This is a genomic window from Agarivorans sp. D1326 (assembly GCF_056958115.1).
The window spans coordinates 139,147-155,908 of the sequence record NZ_JBTWEN010000003.1 but is presented as its reverse complement, the minus strand read 5'-3'; the positions used below and the strand labels follow the sequence as shown (position 1 = coordinate 155,908).

The following is a 16,762-nucleotide window of genomic DNA, read 5'->3' as shown; positions in this document are numbered from 1 at the left end:
GCGCCGATGAAAAGCATAAAGACCAAAATACTACTGCTGATAGTATCGCTATTGTTACTGCTTCAAGCGATCTCATTTTGGTCTACCTATGACTCCTTAAGGCTGAAAGAAAAATTAGCCATCGACTCGCAGCTAAGCAAAGCTAACGCTCTATTTCAAAGTGAGTTTAATCGCCGAGGATTTTACCTAAGCAGCTTTGCCGAAACCGTCACCAACGATTACGGATTAAAAAGTGTATTTGGTGAAGACAAACGCAGCGTAGCGATTGCCCTGCACAATCATGGTAAGCGCATCAATGCAGACCTCTCCATGGTAGTTACGCCTTCAGGCATGATTGAACTGCAATTGGTAAATAGCCAACAAGCAAATCAAAACCCTAAAGTAGTAAGAGGTGAACAACAAGGCCAAACTTTTGCCTTTATGCCGGCCTTACAACAAAACCAACTGCCTCCTTATTACGCTATTGGCAACCAACTTTACCAACTACACCTTTCAGCGATAAAAAGTGGTCCAGCGATTATTGGTTGGGTCGGTTTTGGTTACGAAATTGGCCCCTCCTTGGCAGAAAGCTTTTTAAGCCAAACCGGCTTGCAAACCGACTTTATCCTAGAGCAACAGCAAACATGGTCTTTGTTGGGCTCAAGTAATCCCGATGCCAATGTTGCTAGCGCTAAAGCCTTACTAAGCCAAACCGACAGTGATGTGATTGCTCTGCACCAACAATTTAGCGTAGCGGGTGAAGGTGCTTTTTATGTCGTGCTGCATAGCTCTAGAGACAACCTAGTGGCAGTGATTCAGCAAAGTTGGGTGCAAATTTTACTGCTAACGGCACTCACGCTGTTCTGTTCGATGATAGCGGCTTACCTGATTGCTGATGACATTACCCGGCCAATTAAACTGCTGGTGAAACAAGCTAAGCGGCTAGCCGCTGGTGATTATCAAACACCGGTATCGATAAACGACAGAACCGAGCTTGGCCAACTAGCCAGCGAATTTAATAACATGCAAGAACAGGTGCTCAGTCGTGAACAGGCCATTAACCATCGCTTAAACCACGATCCTCTTACCGAGTTACCCAATCGCAACTGGCTGGCCAATAAACTTACTCAACTTACAGCAGACAGCAAACAGTCCTTTGCTATGTTCCACTTAAACATTTGTCGCCTAAAACAAGTGAACGATACCTTAGGCCACCAAGCTGGCGACCAGCTGATTAAAGAAGCGGGCAAACGCCTAAGCGCACTAAAAAGTGAACACTACCTGTGCCACATCGGTGCCGACGAATTTATTGTATTACTGCCAAATGTAACCCGAGACAACGTACAACAACATTTGCAGCTTATTAGTATGCAAATGCACGAAGGCTGTAATTTTCAAGATATGCATCTACAGCTGCAAACGCATGTGGGTGTAGCCTTATTTCCAGAGCATGGCCAAAACCCGCAGGAGTTACTACAAAAAGCAGATGCGGCCTTAAATCACTGTCGAGAAGCGCGCAGCCATTGTTACATCTACGACCCAAGTGCCGATACCAATACCGTTGAACGTTTAAGCCTAATTAACGATCTTAAAAAGGCCATTCAAAATAACCAGCTCACCCTGCACTACCAGCCAAAGTTTAGCTTTGCCGCTAACAGAATCACCCATGTAGAAGCCTTAGTACGTTGGCAACACCCAGAGTTAGGCATGGTTCCACCCGATGCATTTATCGAAATTGCTGAACATACTGGGCAAATTAACCCGCTCACTCGCTGGGTCTTTCTAGAAGCCTTATCGCAAAGCTTGGCTTGGAAAGTTAAAGGTGTCGACGTCAACATAGCGATAAACATCTCTGGCGAAAACCTAAAAGACGATAGCTTTTATAGCTTCATTTGCCAGAATATCGAAAACAAACAACTAGCAGCGGAATCCTTCACGTTAGAAGTCACAGAGAGCGCGTTAGTTGACGACCCTGAAACGGCGATAGCCTTGCTGGCTCGTTTTAAAAAACGTGGCTTTAAATTGTCTATTGATGACTACGGCACCGGTTACTCGTCCCTTGCTCAGTTAAAACGCCTACCGGTGCATGAGCTCAAAATTGATAAATCTTTTGTACAAAAGCTCGCCATTGATGCCGACGATGCCATTATTGTGAAGTCGACCATTGAGCTAGCGCACAACATGGGCTTAAGTGTAGTAGCAGAGGGTATTGAAGATATCGAGAGCTTGCGTTGGCTGGAAAAAGCCAAGTGCAATTTAGCTCAAGGCTACTTTATTAGTCGCCCAAAACCCGCTAAAGAATTGTATGAATTACTCGCTCAGGAGAGCATCGAGTTTGCCGAATAAGGGAATTATTTTCAGCATCTGTTTGATGCTAACAGCTACGCTAAACACCACCAAGGCTGCGGAATATAGCGCCAGAGGGATCCTCGATTTACGCGCTAGCCATGTAGATAGTAGTGACAGCTATGTAAAAGGTGGCCATGGTAAATTTGGCTACTCTGATGGAAGCCAACTTTCTGTTGCTCAAGCAGGCTTAGATTTAAGCGCTCACTGGGATAACGGCTTCTCTGGCAAACTGGTTTTAAATGGCTGGCTCGATCATGAAGATAGTGCGCTAGGCTTTACTGAGGCTTTTTTTAGTTATAAAGGTCTACCCTCAGAGAGTGGCCTTCGCTGGTCGGGCCGAGCGGGCATTATGTATCCGAGTATTTCCTTAGAAAACACCGCCACCGCCTGGGCAACGCCTTATACTTTAAACGCCTCCACGCTTAACACTTGGGTTGGAGAAGAAATTCGCACCACCGGCATCGAAGCCAAACTAGAGCGCTTAGGTAAATTCTCTAACTCCCAACACAACTTGTCACTAAGCGGCATGCTGTTTGTGGCCAACGACCCAGCTGGAGCCTTATTAGCTTGGCACGGCTGGACCAGTAGCTCGAGACAAACCCTATGGGGGGGAACTCGCCCGTTCCCCGAACCATTGCAACCCGCATTAGCCGATCAAACCCGCCGTTCAAACCCATTTAAAGAAATAGATCATCGCCCCGGCTTTCATACTAACTTGGACTGGAGCATCAGACGCCATGCCCTGTTTAGAGTGGGATACTACGATAACCTGGCTAAACCTTACTTAATTGATGGTGGCGACTACGCGTGGCGAACCCGCTTTGCTCACTTAGGTGGAAAATGGCGGATAAACAAGCAGTGGCAACTATTGTGGCAATACATGAACGGCTCAACCTTGATGCAATCGCTCGATCGCCAAGATGCTGTAAAGATGGACTTTGCCAATGGTTTTGCCATGCTCACCCACAACTTTAAAAAGAAGCACCGAGTGAGCCTGCGGGCAGAAGCCTTTGAAAACATCGACCGCGACAACACTCCCTTGGATGACAATAACGAGCGCGGTAAAGGCCTTACCTTCGCCTACCAATATAGGTTAAACAAAAACTGGTTTATAGGTGGCGAATACCAATGGCTAAGCAGCCAACGGCCGCAGCGCGCCTTGCACGGGCTAGAAGCAGACACCAACGAACAACTATTCCAGTTAGCTGCCCGTTATTTCTTTAGTGCTATTTAGCCAGAGCAACTACGCACTTCTCACTGATTATCAAAAATAAATTGAAAGTGATTTAATCGCAGCTGTGTTTTTCCTATAGCTAAACTCTACTACACTGAGTTATCTGGATTTTCGCCCTAATGGAGCCACCAATGAAAGCTGTAGCCTACCAACAAGCGCTAGCAATTAGTGAAGACTTATCACTGCAAGATATTGAGCTGCCAAAGCCTAACGCCAGTGGCAAAGACTTATTAATAAAAGTTGAAGCCATCTCTGTAAACCCTGTTGATACTAAAATTCGCGCCAATGTCTCCGCCGAACAAGGCCAATGGAAAGTAATCGGTTGGGATGCAGTAGGCACTGTGGAGCAAGTTGGCGACCAAGCCCAGCTTTTCAAGGTAGGTGACAAAGTCTGGTATGCCGGTGACTTAACTCGCGCTGGCAGCAATGCAGAATACCAGCTGGTAGATGAGCGCATAGTTAGCTTAGCGCCAACTAGCATTCCAGCAGCAAATGCGGCCGCCTTGCCTCTCACTGCACTAACCGCGTGGGAAATGCTATTCGACCGCTTGCAAGTGAGCAAAACTGAGCCAAAGTCTATTTTAATCATTGGTGCCGCTGGCGGCGTAGGCTCAATCATGGTTCAACTGGTAAAACAGCTCACCAAGCTTAAGGTTATTGCCACCGCCTCTCGTCCCGAAACCCAGGCTTGGTTAAAAGAATTGGGGGCCGACCAAATTATTAATCACCGCAATCCTTTAAGTGAAGAGTTAGCCGAGCAAAACAACATCGACTACGTGGTGAGCTTAAACAATACCGACGAACATATGGCCGAGATTGTTAAGGTTATTAAGCCACAAGGAAAGTTTGGGTTAATTGATGACCCAGCTGAGTTAGATGTAAAACTGCTCAAGCTAAAAAGTATCTCGCTACATTGGGAGTTTATGTACACCCGCTCGATGTTCCAAACCGAGGACATGATTAAACAGCATGAGTTACTCAGCGAAGTGGCCACGCTCATTGATCAAGGGAAGATTAAAAGTACCTTAGGTGAACACTTTGGCCAAATAAATGCCGACAACCTCAAACAAGCTCACGCCTTTATCGAGTCGCAAAAAGCTAAAGGAAAAATTGTGTTGGAAGGGTTTTAGCCAATTCAACACCCAAGCTAGATGAACACCCTAGGTTTTTCATCTAGCTTGTTTTCCATTTATCACTTCTATACAAACAACGACTTTACACTTCTTTACCCTAGCTTTACCTAACTAAAGACTGGCCTTTTTATACTTGTTACCAAAGGATGAGTAAGGCCGAATCATGCGTAAAACAACTGCAACTATAATGCTGCTCTTAGCCGCCATTACCGGATTATGGCTACAAGCAGAACCCAACCTGTTTTCTTCAGATAACTTCTTTCAATGGCGTTCAGCGCTCATTCAGTACAGCGGCATGTTAGCCGTGGGCTTAATGAGTATTACCATGCTTTTGGCCTTACGCTTACCTTTTATCGAATGGCTGACCAAGGGCTTAGACAAATCCTACCGTTTGCACAAACACCTCGGCATCGCCTCGGTATTAGTAGCAGTGGTGCATTGGCTACTGGCGATTATTCCTAAGCAACTTGTAAGAGCGGGAATACTAGACAAACCCGTTAGAGGCACTGGTCCCAATAATTCCGATTCGCTATATGCGCTGGTGCGCCCTTTACGCGGACTGGCTGAACAAGTAGGCGAAGTAGCCTTTTACAGCTTTGTAGTGCTAGCAATTGTCGCTTTAGTGGGGGTGATTAGGTACAAAGGGTTTCGTTACTCGCACAAACTCATGTCGCTAGCATTTTTAGCCATTGCCTTTCACTCAGTGATTTTAATCAAACATAGCTATTGGCCTTACCCCATAACGTATGCCTGTTTAGCGTTAATTTGGGTGGGCAGTGTTGCTGCGGTATATAGTTTGTTTGGCCGTATTGGTAAAACTAAGCAGCACACCGCCACAGTGGCTAACTTTAGATTTCTACCCCAAGATAAAGTTGTTGATTTACGCCTAAGCGTGCCCAACTGGCATGGTCACAATAGTGGGCAATTTGCGTTTATTGGTTTTCCGGGTGAGGAACCACACCCCTTTACCATTGCATCAACTAATACCGGCACTGGTCACGTGCGCTTCCTGATAAAAGAGCTAGGTGATTTTACCGCCAACCTAAAAAGCCGCCTTAACATCGGCCAAGAGCTAAAAGTAGAAGGCCCCTACGGTAATTTTGATTTTGATGATTCGGCACCGCAATTATGGATTGCCGGAGGCATAGGTATAGCGGCTTTCACGGCCATTTTACAACAACGTCAAACCATGAATAATCCGCCTAAGGCGACCCTGTATTACTGCAGTGAAACCTTAGAACCCAAGTTAATTGAAGAGCTACAGCAGCTCTCTTCGAGCAGTCAGGTGGAGTTAAGAATTATCGACAACAGCCGCCAAGATTTATTAAGCGCAGAGCAATTGGTAAACGAAGTTGAAGACTTAATGCAACGTAAGATTTGGTTTTGTGGACCCGTTGCATTCTCTAGTAACTTACAACAACAACTGGCTCACTTCGGCTACCCACTTAAGCATTTTCACAGCGAACTGTTTGAACTACGCTAAGGCAACAATTTACAGCGTGATTACAGAAAGCTAGCTAAGCATTACCGAAGTAGCCCATCAACTGGGTTATAAACACCAAGCCAACTTTAGCCGAGCGATTAAAGACAAGCTAGGAGTAAGCCCTAAGGCACTTTGGGTTTTGGCCAAAAAGCCCAACCCCTAGCTTTGCTAATTTGCTTTAAAACCAAAAGCTGTATAAATAACCTGCGCCAATGGCCATACCAATAATTACCAGTAAGAACGCTGCAATCATCTGATTTTTAAAGATGGATTTAAGCAATATCACTTCGGTCAAACTTGCCCCAGCGCTGCCTATAATCAGCGCCATTACCGCCCCTAAACTCATGCCTTTTGCCGCTAAAGCGGCACTTAAAGGAATTACCGCTTCAGCACGAATGTACAAAGGAATACCAATAACAGCCGCTACAGGCACCGCTAATGGGTTATCTTTGCTAGCAAATTGGGCAATCAACTCACTTGGCATAAAGCCATAAATCAACGAGCCAACTGCAATACCGCCAATTAAGTAAGGCAATACCTTTTTAAAATCCAGCCAAGTACTGTCCCAAATTTTCAACCACTTGTTGCGCTCTACCGCGGGCTTGCCTGAACAAGAAGAACCACATTTTTTGGCTTCTGGCTCAAGATAAGACTCTGCTTTTACGTACTTTTCAAACCCTAGCTTCTCTAACAAATACCCAGCAACTACCGATACCCCCATGGCAATGGCAAAGTAAAACACACTCACTTTCCAGCCAAAAGTTACCGCAAACAAACCAATAATTATCGGGTTAAGCAATGGGCTGGCAAACAGGAATACCATCATGGTGCCAAATCCCGCTCTAGCGCGTAATAAGCCCTTTAAAAAAGGAATGGTTGAACAAGAGCAAAACGGTGTTATTGCTCCCAAAAAGCCCGCCACGATATAACCCGAACCATTTTTAGCACTCAAAATACGTTGGATTTTTTGTGGCGGTATATACAGCTGCAATACCCCAACCAAGTAGCTAATAGCTAAAAACAACAAGGTTAACTCTACCGCTAGAAAGCCAAACATATTTAAGGCCTGCCAAGCCATTTCACTATTTATGTTAAACATTAAATTAATTCCAAATTTCTAGATTATTCGAAATATATACTTGAGCATTGGAAAAAACAAGATATTTCTAGTAATATCGAAATATACGTTTGAAGAGAACCCTCTATGAATACTGAAAGCATCGCTAAAGCCCTAAAAGAACTGGGCCACCCTACTCGCCTAAGCATTTACCGTAGTGTTGTAAGGGCGGGCTACAGCGGTATCGCAGTAGGCGGATTACAAGAAAAGTTGGCCATTCCAGGCTCAACCTTGTCGCATCACATATCCAGCTTGGTATCTGCAGGCTTGCTTAGCCAGCGCAGGGAAGGACGAACACTGTATTGCGTTGCTGAGTTTGAATGCCTGCAAACGGTAATTAGTTTTTTACAAGACGAATGCTGTGCCGACGAACAAACTGCCAATAACTGATTAAGAAACTTTAACACCAAGAGTTTGAACTACACTTAGTCCATTCAAGCACTCTGTTCACTCTATGTTAAAACCCTTGGTATTTGCGCTAATTGTTGCTCACTTTACCCTTAGTCAGGCGGTAGCTTCGAGCTCGCCGATTAGGTTTATTACTGTAAATGAACCACCCGCCAGCTACCTAGATGAAGATGGCCAAATTCAAGGCTATGTGGTTGATATTGTTTATTCTCTAGCGAAACGTTTAAACATTGATGCCAAGCTAGAAATGGTACCTGAAGCACGCGCATTAAAAACTGCTTACCATAACCACAACATCATGGTGTTTTCCTTTAGCCGTAACGCTGAGCGCGATCAAAAGCTCAATTGGATTGGACCGGTTCTTATTAAAACATGGGGTTTGTATGGCTTAAAAAGCAATCCAAACACCTATGAAAAGCTAACCGATTACCCAACTATTGGCGTGGCAAACGGTGATATTCGCCACGAATGGCTTGCCCAAAAAGGATTAAGCAACTTATCGGTAAACAGTAGCCATAAGCTAAACATCCAATTGTTAGCTAGAAAACGAATTAGCACTATTGCTTATGAGAGTGCCGGTTTACAGATTGTTGCCAGTGAACTTGGCTTAGACCCCAGTAGCTTTATTTTACTTAGAGAGCTCAAACAGCAAGCTGTGTATATTGCGATGTCTAAGCAGTTTAACAACGCAGAGCAATGGCAACAGGCTTTTAAGGACATGCAAGCGGAAGGAGTACTGCAGCAGATAGCCACAAAGTGGCGCCAAAAAATCAAACATGAACACAATATAAATGCCCAACTCAACAACGGTATTCTAATGCTTAAATAATAGTGAATACCCAATACGGCATCAGCTGCAGCCTTTTATACTTGCTTAAATATCATTCAAAATTTATTTGCTAAATGTGATTTATCCCAGCACTCAAACCAATACCAGCAGCAAACATTCCAGCCTTACCCCTCTTTTATTGATTCTTTTACCAAAAAAATGTGATTAGTGACAACATAATCAATTACCAATGAAACTCACTAAAGCCTTGCTTCAGCAGATTTCTGGAATCGCGCAATAAGCTCAACTACGTTCCTTAATTAACTCAACAATCATTACGGAAGTGAGTAGTCGTAGTTATTTGAGCTTTACCAAGGTTGAAAACTATAACAAACAGCCTTGATAACGGTAGGTTGCGCGCTGGCTTCAAGCTGGTGTTCATTCCACTCACAACAAAAGGGAATAACATGACTAACAAGCTAATATTTTCATTATGTCTACTAGGAACCAGCCAAGCATTTGCGCATGGTTTAATCGTAGATCCACCATCACGAAATGCGCTGTGTGGCTTAACAGAAAAACCTGATCAAGCTAGCAGCGCTCATTGTATTGACGCTTTTGAAAATGACCCACAAGGTGGCTATAAGTTTATGAGTGTACTCACTCATACCGAAGGCCGCGCAGTGGTTTCGCCGCTGCCCAACAATGTATGTGGTTTTGACAGCGAAACATGGCAGGGTACAGCAACTCCATGGGATGTAGCCACAAGCTGGCCAGGGCAAGCTGCTCAAGCAGGCCCTTTAGACATAACGTGGAACATTCAATGGGGAAACCACTTCTCTGATACCCGTGAATTTCATTACTGGATAACTAAACCTGGCTTTGTATTTGACCCAAGCAAAGCTTTAACATGGGATGATTTTGAGGCAGAGCCCTTCTGTGTTTTGCCCTACGATGATAGCCAACCTAATGCCAATCCAGCGGTAGTCGCAAATAAAGAGGCGGTGACCTTTACCACCACTTGTACCCTGCCTGAGCGTAGTGGTCACCAAGTGATCTATGGCGAATGGGGCCGCAACTCTTGGACCTATGAGCGCTTCCATGGCTGTATTGATTTAGCTTACTCCGAAGATACCTTGGGAACGCCAATAGCCACTCCACAACAAGTTTCCACTCCCCAAGATACGCCCGTTAGCATAACCTTAAGTGGCAGCGATACCGGTGGAGAAATTACAAGCTATCAAATACTTAGTCAGCCAATCAATGGTACTTTAAGCGGTACGCCGCCCACTTTAAGCTACACACCAGCAGAGGGTTTTGTTGGCACCGACAACTTTAGCTTTAGCGTAACCGACAACGAAGCACTAGAATCCACCCCAGCGCTAGTGAGTATTGACGTTAAGTCCACCGCCAACACCGCGCCTATAGCCAGCTTTGATGCAAGCAGCCAAGGCTTGACTGCCAGCTTCGACGCTAGCGGCTCTAGCGATGCAGAAAACGATACCCTTAGTTATCAATGGGACTTTGGTGATGGTTATACAGCCACTGGCGTGACTGCTAATCACGAATATGAAGCAGCCGGTAGCTACGCAGTTGTGCTCACTGTGTCAGATGGCTTGTTAGAAACCAGCAGTAACCAAGAGCTGGTAATTACTGCACTACCGCCAAGCCAAGCAGGTTGTGAGTACGTAATTGTTGACCAATGGGGATCAGGCTTTAACGCAGAAGTTCGCATTATCAACACTGGTGAGCAAGCGATTAACGGTTGGCAAGTAACTTGGGCCTATAGCGATGGCAGTAGCATTACCCAACTTTGGAATGGCGTGCTTTCTGGTGACGGTCCTTACACAGTAAGCAACGCAGCTTGGAATGCCAAAGTAGAACCTGGCGAGACTGTCAGTTTTGGTTTCCAAGGCAGTAGCAATGGAAGCTCAGAAGTACCTGTATTAACGGGAGATATCTGCCAATAGACCAATACTTTTAAACGACAAAGCCAGCATAGTGCTGGCTTTGGTTTTGACGTTTACAGATAAGGAAAACTTTAGTTGCCAACACCACCAACATTGGCGGCATCGTTGGCTGTCACCACTGGCCACTTCTCAAAACTCGCTAGATGCTTCTGCACCGCTGCTTGAGCTGGACCAAATGCCCACATTTTTTCACCCATCCACTTAATATACATTCCTGACTCTTCAGCGGCTCGCTCATAAGGGTCACGACGTAGGTTAAATAACAGAGGCGCGTTTAGCTCTTCTTTTGGTCCACTCCAGCCTTGGTTTTGCACAACGAAGTGTGCTTTCCAATCACCTACCCTCACAGCCTGTAACTTGTCTCGTTCATAGTAGATGATATGTTCGCGATTCGACGGTTTGTTCTCAATTAACATATCTAGCTGATTGTAACCGTCTAAATGGGCTTTGAAGCCCTCAAAGCCTTCTAACATTTGCTGTTTTAAATCCTCTGGCCCACCAGCTGCGCTAACCAATGTAGGCAACCAATCCATTCCATCAAACATGCCATTATGGACTTTTCCCGCTGGAATCTTGCCTGGCCAACTCACCAATAGCGGCGCTCTAACTCCCCCCTCCCAAGTGGTACCTTTTTCCCCATGGTAAGGGGTCATTCCACCATCGGGCCAAGTCATAATTTCTGGACCATTATCGGCGGTAAACATCACAATGGTATTATCAGCAACGCCTAGTTCTTCGAGTTTTGCGAGCATTTCACCAACGTGATCGTCTAAGTCTTTCATCACTACTTCTTGCAAGCCCCAGCCATTTTGACCCAGCATTGCTTCATATTCTGGTGAAAGGTGTGTCCAAACATGACCTCGAGACGGGCAATACCAAGTAAAAAATGGTTCATCTGCTTTCACAGCTCGCTCAATAAAATCAATGGCATGTTTGTTTACTTCATCGTCGAGAGTCTGCATACGCTTTTTAGTTAACGGGCCATCATCTTCTATGGTTTGATTACCTTTCCCATCTGACTTAGCGTAAATAACATTGCGCGGAGCAAACTGCTCAAAAGCAGGATCTTTTGGCCAATCTGGATCTTCGGTATATTCCATCGCATTAAGGTGATACAACCAGCCCCAGTACTCATCAAAACCGTGCATGGTAGGCAAAAACTCATCACGATCACCCAAATGATTTTTGCCAAATTGCCCGGTGCGATAGCCCATGGTTTTTAGCAGCTCTGGCAGCGTAGGAGTATCCGGGTTTAACCCAACCGGCCCACCAGGTAAACCCACCGAATGTAAACCAGTGCGCACAGGAAACTGCCCGGTAAGAAAGGCTGAGCGCCCAGCAGTACAAGAAGGTTGAGCATAGTAATCGGTGAGCAACATGCCTTTTTCGGCAATACTATCAATATTCGGCGTTTCACTGCTCATTACGCCGCGGTGGTAGGCACTTAAATTTGAGATTCCTACATCGTCGGTAAAAATAACAAAAATATTAGGTTTATCTGGCTTGGCGTAAGCTAAAGACATAAAGCCTAAACCAAGTATTAACGCCAAAGTAGCCAAAATCCTTTTCATAGTTAGTCCTTAATATTGTGTCGCTTAATGAGCGTCGCGCTCAGCCTAAAATGCCAACAACCCAAACAGCAGCAAATACCTAGAGAGGCAACCGCTCTAGCTAATGTAGAGTTAATGATTTTTTACTCGGTAGTTACTGTAAAGGTAGGAAAGATTCGCTTTACGTCAACTTAGTAGGTGCAAACAAAAGAGGAAAGCTACTTATTAGAACAATAAATGTCTTCGAATAGGGCGAAGACCAATGAAATAATCGCTGTGCGTGCTTTAGTTAAGCGCTCCAGCAAACCTAGTAGCGGACAAACTCCCTTATTCAAAAGCTAAGTTTTTGTAATAAAACTGCTTATCCCGCTCACTAATTTCACGTAATACTTTACAGGGGTTACCCACTGCCACCACGTTAGCGGGAATATCTTTGGTCACCACACTGCCCGCCCCTATAACGCTATTTTCTCCAATCGAAATCCCCGGCAATACCACCGAATTAGCACCAATCCACACATTACTGGCAATATGAATAGCCACATTAAATTGAGCAGCCTGCTTTCTCGGTTCTGGGTTTATTGGGTGACCGGCTGTTGCCAAGGTGACATTCGGGCCAATCATGGTGTAGTCACCAATGTAGATATGCGTATCGTCTACTAAGGTGAGGTTAAAATTGGCATAAACCTTATTACCTAAGTGAGTATGCTTTCCCCAGTTGGCCTGCAATGGCGGCTCTATCATGCAATCTTCGCCCACTTCAGCAAAAATTTGTTTAAGTAACTTAGCACGTCGTTCTATTTCGGAAGGCCGACTATGGTTGTAATCGTAAATCACTTCTTGGCATTGGGTTTGCTCTGCAAAAGTAGCGTCATCAAAATAGTAAATTTGTTGCGAATGTTTTTTATCTACTTGCGCCATATTACAACTACCTTTCAGCTTGAAATGAATACCTGTCTACGAGCAGCACTGTAGCAATATACAAGGCCGTAAACTTAGCGCGAGTTCAAAATAAAACAGCCTGCTTAACCCGGCAAGGCCTCCGCTAAATCTAATAAGGAGGTGATAGTAACGGTGGGTGCTAGCTCCCAGGGGTCAAACACCACAGTTGGCGACCGTTGTACCCATGCAGCCTGCCAACCTGACGAAACCGCACCAGTAACATCAAAGGAATTAGAAGAAACCAACCAAGTATCCTTGGCTTGGCTTTGAGTTTTATTAAGAAAATGCTGGTAAACCGCTGGATCAGGTTTGAAACTTTTTACCTCATCAACACTAACCACTGCACTAAAAAATGGCCGGATCTCAGCAGTTTCTAGTAACAGTTCAACTGCAGCTTGCTGACCGTTAGAGAAAGCATAAAGCCTAAAACCCGCGTGTTGTAAGCCTGCTAAGGCTTGTTTTGCATCGGGATGAGCGGGCAATACTTTGTAAATAGCCAACAAACTCTGCTTTTGTTGCCCAGTGAGTGGCACCTGAAACACTTGGCAGCAATAGTCCAAGGCTTGCGCGGTACACAAGGCAAAGTTTTGGTAGTTTTGCATTAAGCCTCGGCGAAACGAATACTCTAATTGCTTATCTCGCCAAGCTTGTGAAAAAGGCGCGGCCTGCTCGCCCATATATTCGCGCAGTTTATTTAGAACACCTTGGGTGTCGATAAGGGTGCCATAAACATCAAAAGCCAGTGTTGTTGCCATCAAACTCACTCCCCTCAAAATTGCAGAATAACAAAACAAAGCCATAGTGTTTTGAACCCATCAACAAAAATCGCCAATTGTTTTATGTTTAACGGGGGTCTGTTGATCTTTGGCCGCTAAAATTTTGTTCGAGTAAACCTGTTTAAGAACTTCGATAACATGGGGGTTAACTTCAATACATCGGCGCTGGGCTATGCATTGATGAAAAGGAAATAGCCAAGATCCGCGCCAGATAAACGTAAACCCAGAGCCCCTGCCCTGGGTTTGGTTAAATCAATTAGTAAGTTCGCTTAATAAGCTAACGTTGCGCGCCAAAAACTTGAGTCCAATAAATGCCATAACTGCTGCTGGCATTTTCGGCCTTTGCGGCGCCTAACTCGGTGTAGTTCGCATTCATGATATTGGCGCAATGGCCACTGCTTTCAAGCCAACCATTCATTGCAGCCTCTACCGAGCGCTGCCCAGCGGCAATGTTTTCTCCCACATAGGACCAACTGTAACCCTGAGCACTAGCTCGAGTAGCAGAGCTTGAGCCATCTAAGCCTGTGTGAGAAAAGAAGTCATAGTTAGCCATGTTGTTAGAGTGTTCTTCAGCGGCCAATTGCAAAGACAGGTTCGAGCTTAAAGGCGCAACGGCTGGGTAAAATGTACTGCCACAATTACGGCCTTCACCGCGAGCTTCATTAACTAAGCGCAGCATACTGGCTTGTAATGAATTATCTACCGGTTCACTAGGGTCTGGATCAACCGGCTCATTGGGCTCTGGTTCTGTTGGTTCTGTTGGCTCAACTGGGTTGACCGGAGTCACCTCTTCATCCGACTGAGGTTCTGGCGAATCGCTTGAGCCTCCGCAGCCACTAAGTGCAAGTAACAACAACCAAGACAAAGGTAATACTTTAGAGAAATACATCTACAAACCTATAAGATGAGGAAGCGAACATCGCCAAAAAACTGAACAGCTCTATTCGCTAAAGCTTAATTAAAACCATGCTTTACGCTCATTTGAACGGAAAACCACTAAATTTGTAGTATCTTCATAACAAGTTACAAGTGCACTAAATGCACACTAAATAGATAGTACAAATCCATAAATAACATGCACTTAGACTAACACCTGCAGAGATGATTAATCAAAGAATTATCATTAACAGTACCTGCCGCACCAAGTTTATCCGCTAACTAAGTGAGCTTATATCTACCTCAAACAAAGGGTGGGGTTTGTTTAAAACAAAGTTCTGCCAAACCTGTTGATACACTTCTCGCTGATTTGGAAAAGGCACCAAGTCACAGGCTTCTTGCAAGCTACACCAGCGAAATTCACTATGCTCATGGTTCAACACTACCGCCTGCTCAGCCGGGCAAAACACCACAAATACCGGAATAATTTGCATCACGTTTACATTAGCTTCAAAAAACTGCTCAAGAATTTGGCCGTTATATAGCTGTTTCACCTCAATTTGGGTTTCTTCGTTAAACTCTCGAATTATCGCCTGCCAGGCTTTTTCATCCCCTTCAATATGCCCCGCTACATGGCACCAATAATTGCCCTTGGTTCGCTTCATAAGCAACATTTTGGTTTCACCGTCGATTTGCGACAAAGCCACGCCAGCCACTATCGAAGTATTCAAAGGGATCATGGTAATTTCCTATGGTAAAAGAAAAACTAAGCAGCCAAACACTCGCCAGATTAAACTGAATATCAAGCAGATACGTAAACTAATTTATTCGCCACCAATATTGGAAAGCAAAAATGCGACTAGGGCTGTTTATTTTCGATAACGATTGTAGAGTGCAAGACAACCCTGCACTTAAACAACTCGCGGGGCAAGTTGACCAGCTCATTTGCGTTTACATAAACCAAACCACTAGCCCCTTTGTGCAACACTTCAGTCAAACCAAGGTAAGCTTGGCCAAACAGGCCTACTTAAACCAGACCTTAAGTGAACTCAATCTTAGCTTAAATCAACTTGGCCAACAGTTGTTTATCGAACATGGTCATTTTGAGCAGCAAGTCGCCCTTTACATTCAACACTATCGCATCACCGATATTGGCAGAAGTGTGCACCCAGGCAGTGACGAAGCCAAGCAATGGCTTGCCCTGCAGCTTGCCTATCCGCAGATCCGCTTTCACTCCGCCAGCAGCAACAGCTTATTTGAGCAACAGCAATTACCTTTTGATTTAAGCAACTTACCAACAAGCTTCACGCCCTTTCGTAAGCAAGTAGAAGAGCTTGCGATAGCAGAGCCCTTACCCACCTTATATCAGCTACCTAAAGTGCCAAGTAACTTAAGCCCTGCACCGCTAATTAAACTGCAAGAACATCATTCAAGCGATTTTCAAGCAGGTGAGCAAGCAGCTTGTAATCATCTTGAGCATTACTTTTCAACCACTGCTGCAAGCCACTACAAACAAACCCGTAACGCCCTAAGCGGCGAGCTGTTCTCAACTGGCTTTTCGCCGTTTCTCGCCCATGGCGCTGTTAGCCCTAAGCAAGTTTTACAGGCTTTACGTAATTACGAGGCAAATCACGGCGCTAATGAATCCAGCTATTGGATTTACTTTGAACTGCTTTGGCGCGAGTACTTTTATTGGTATGCCCGCGCGCATAGCAGCAAGCTGTTTAGTTTTTCTGGGGTTAACGGCAAAACCTTACATACCAGCTTTTACGCCCAGCGCTTTAAGCAATGGTGCGAGGGCAATACGGCCTACCCTTTGGTAAATGCGCTAATGCATCAACTAAACAGCAGCGGATGGATGTCGAATCGAGGCCGACAAGCTGTCGCTAGCTGCCTAGTAAACGAACTGCAAGTAGACTGGCGCTATGGCGCGGCCTACTTTGAACAACGCTTGATTGATTACGATGTGGCTAGTAACTGGGGGAATTGGCAATACATTGCAGGAGTAGGTGCAGACCCACTTGGTGGTCGCCACTTCGACATCGATAAACAAAGCAAAATGTTTGACCCAAATAAGCAATTTATTAAACGTTGGCAGGGAGAGCTAGGCAGTTTACCAAGCGACCATACCAACATGGTTGACTGGCCAGTTTAGCCACCGACATAAAACTAACAA

The 16,762-nt window shown here is 45.0% G+C and carries 15 protein-coding genes; 9 read left to right on the top strand and 6 right to left on the bottom strand.

Translation table 11 applies throughout. From position 1 onward, the window contains the following. The first annotated feature begins 6 nt into the window (after nucleotides 1–6). The 5 genes from ACYFDN_RS07320 (at nucleotide 7) to ACYFDN_RS07300 (ending at nucleotide 6,341) form a co-directional block, all read left to right on the top strand. Nucleotides 7–2,325 (top strand): EAL domain-containing protein, encoded by a 2,319-nt coding sequence (locus ACYFDN_RS07320; RefSeq protein WP_483510595.1) that lies wholly within the window; start codon nucleotides 7–9, stop codon nucleotides 2,323–2,325. A 25-nt stretch (nucleotides 2,326–2,350) separates the two neighbouring features. Continuing rightward, nucleotides 2,351–3,562, top strand: a complete 1,212-nt coding sequence (locus tag ACYFDN_RS07315; protein ID WP_483510594.1) for a hypothetical protein — start codon at nucleotides 2,351–2,353, stop codon at nucleotides 3,560–3,562. Nucleotides 3,563–3,693: 131 nt separating this feature from the next. Continuing rightward, entirely contained in the window at nucleotides 3,694–4,692 is a 999-nt protein-coding gene (locus ACYFDN_RS07310; RefSeq protein WP_472590182.1) for a zinc-binding alcohol dehydrogenase family protein, read from the top strand. A 166-nt stretch (nucleotides 4,693–4,858) separates the two neighbouring features. Beyond that, the gene (locus ACYFDN_RS07305) at nucleotides 4,859–6,178 is read left to right on the top strand and encodes a ferredoxin reductase family protein (protein ID WP_483510593.1); all 1,320 of its coding nucleotides are present in this window, start codon (nucleotides 4,859–4,861) and stop codon (nucleotides 6,176–6,178) included. 40 nt (nucleotides 6,179–6,218) lie between these two features. After that, nucleotides 6,219–6,341: a helix-turn-helix transcriptional regulator gene (locus tag ACYFDN_RS07300; protein ID WP_483510784.1), complete on the top strand. Its 123-nt coding sequence runs from the start codon at nucleotides 6,219–6,221 to the stop codon at nucleotides 6,339–6,341. A gap of 15 nt (nucleotides 6,342–6,356) precedes the next feature. On the opposite strand, the gene ACYFDN_RS07295 is transcribed toward ACYFDN_RS07300, so the two are convergent. Further along, nucleotides 6,357–7,277, bottom strand: a complete 921-nt coding sequence (locus ACYFDN_RS07295) for a permease (RefSeq protein ID WP_483510592.1) — start codon at nucleotides 7,275–7,277, stop codon at nucleotides 6,357–6,359. A gap of 105 nt (nucleotides 7,278–7,382) precedes the next feature. Here ACYFDN_RS07295 and ACYFDN_RS07290 point away from each other — a divergent pair, with 105 nt between their 5' ends. The 3 genes from ACYFDN_RS07290 (at nucleotide 7,383) to ACYFDN_RS07280 (ending at nucleotide 10,442) form a co-directional block, all read left to right on the top strand. Further along, the gene (locus ACYFDN_RS07290; protein ID WP_016400465.1) at nucleotides 7,383–7,685 is read left to right on the top strand and encodes an ArsR/SmtB family transcription factor; all 303 of its coding nucleotides are present in this window, start codon (nucleotides 7,383–7,385) and stop codon (nucleotides 7,683–7,685) included. A 64-nt stretch (nucleotides 7,686–7,749) separates the two neighbouring features. Further along, a complete protein-coding gene (locus ACYFDN_RS07285) occupies nucleotides 7,750–8,532 on the top strand; it encodes a substrate-binding periplasmic protein (RefSeq protein ID WP_483510591.1) in 783 nt (260 codons plus the stop codon). A 407-nt stretch (nucleotides 8,533–8,939) separates the two neighbouring features. Continuing rightward, nucleotides 8,940–10,442, top strand: a complete 1,503-nt coding sequence (locus tag ACYFDN_RS07280; RefSeq protein ID WP_483510590.1) for a lytic polysaccharide monooxygenase — start codon at nucleotides 8,940–8,942, stop codon at nucleotides 10,440–10,442. Between the two features lie 71 nt (nucleotides 10,443–10,513). Here ACYFDN_RS07280 and ACYFDN_RS07275 read toward each other — a convergent pair whose 3' ends face one another. From ACYFDN_RS07275 to ACYFDN_RS07255, 5 genes are all read right to left on the bottom strand, one after another. Then, the gene (locus tag ACYFDN_RS07275; protein ID WP_483510589.1) at nucleotides 10,514–12,013 is read right to left on the bottom strand and encodes an arylsulfatase; all 1,500 of its coding nucleotides are present in this window, start codon (nucleotides 12,011–12,013) and stop codon (nucleotides 10,514–10,516) included. Between the two features lie 306 nt (nucleotides 12,014–12,319). Beyond that, the gene (locus tag ACYFDN_RS07270) at nucleotides 12,320–12,913 is read right to left on the bottom strand and encodes a sugar O-acetyltransferase (protein WP_483510588.1); all 594 of its coding nucleotides are present in this window, start codon (nucleotides 12,911–12,913) and stop codon (nucleotides 12,320–12,322) included. 104 nt (nucleotides 12,914–13,017) lie between these two features. Beyond that, a complete protein-coding gene (locus ACYFDN_RS07265; RefSeq protein WP_483510587.1) occupies nucleotides 13,018–13,689 on the bottom strand; it encodes a haloacid dehalogenase type II in 672 nt (223 codons plus the stop codon). A 298-nt stretch (nucleotides 13,690–13,987) separates the two neighbouring features. Continuing rightward, complete coding sequence (locus ACYFDN_RS07260) at nucleotides 13,988–14,599, bottom strand: CAP domain-containing protein (protein ID WP_483510586.1); 612 nt, start codon at nucleotides 14,597–14,599, stop codon at nucleotides 13,988–13,990. A gap of 265 nt (nucleotides 14,600–14,864) precedes the next feature. Beyond that, nucleotides 14,865–15,326: an NUDIX hydrolase gene (locus ACYFDN_RS07255; RefSeq protein WP_483510585.1), complete on the bottom strand. Its 462-nt coding sequence runs from the start codon at nucleotides 15,324–15,326 to the stop codon at nucleotides 14,865–14,867. 113 nt (nucleotides 15,327–15,439) lie between these two features. Between ACYFDN_RS07255 and ACYFDN_RS07250 the strand changes: the two genes are divergently transcribed. After that, complete coding sequence (locus ACYFDN_RS07250; protein ID WP_483510584.1) at nucleotides 15,440–16,741, top strand: DASH family cryptochrome; 1,302 nt, start codon at nucleotides 15,440–15,442, stop codon at nucleotides 16,739–16,741. Nucleotides 16,742–16,762 lie beyond the last annotated feature (21 nt).

Coding starts and splice junctions, on each gene's coding strand:
- ACYFDN_RS07320 (WP_483510595.1), top strand. CDS start 7: ATGAAAAGCATAAAGACCAAAATACTACTGCTGATAGTATCGCTATTG.
- ACYFDN_RS07315 (WP_483510594.1), top strand. CDS start 2,351: ATGCTAACAGCTACGCTAAACACCACCAAGGCTGCGGAATATAGCGCC.
- ACYFDN_RS07310 (WP_472590182.1), top strand. CDS start 3,694: ATGAAAGCTGTAGCCTACCAACAAGCGCTAGCAATTAGTGAAGACTTA.
- ACYFDN_RS07305 (WP_483510593.1), top strand. CDS start 4,859: ATGCGTAAAACAACTGCAACTATAATGCTGCTCTTAGCCGCCATTACC.
- ACYFDN_RS07295 (WP_483510592.1), bottom strand. CDS start 7,277: ATGTTTAACATAAATAGTGAAATGGCTTGGCAGGCCTTAAATATGTTT.
- ACYFDN_RS07290 (WP_016400465.1), top strand. CDS start 7,383: ATGAATACTGAAAGCATCGCTAAAGCCCTAAAAGAACTGGGCCACCCT.
- ACYFDN_RS07285 (WP_483510591.1), top strand. CDS start 7,750: ATGTTAAAACCCTTGGTATTTGCGCTAATTGTTGCTCACTTTACCCTT.
- ACYFDN_RS07280 (WP_483510590.1), top strand. CDS start 8,940: ATGACTAACAAGCTAATATTTTCATTATGTCTACTAGGAACCAGCCAA.
- ACYFDN_RS07275 (WP_483510589.1), bottom strand. CDS start 12,013: ATGAAAAGGATTTTGGCTACTTTGGCGTTAATACTTGGTTTAGGCTTT.
- ACYFDN_RS07270 (WP_483510588.1), bottom strand. CDS start 12,913: ATGGCGCAAGTAGATAAAAAACATTCGCAACAAATTTACTATTTTGAT.
- ACYFDN_RS07265 (WP_483510587.1), bottom strand. CDS start 13,689: ATGGCAACAACACTGGCTTTTGATGTTTATGGCACCCTTATCGACACC.
- ACYFDN_RS07260 (WP_483510586.1), bottom strand. CDS start 14,599: ATGTATTTCTCTAAAGTATTACCTTTGTCTTGGTTGTTGTTACTTGCA.
- ACYFDN_RS07255 (WP_483510585.1), bottom strand. CDS start 15,326: ATGATCCCTTTGAATACTTCGATAGTGGCTGGCGTGGCTTTGTCGCAA.
- ACYFDN_RS07250 (WP_483510584.1), top strand. CDS start 15,440: ATGCGACTAGGGCTGTTTATTTTCGATAACGATTGTAGAGTGCAAGAC.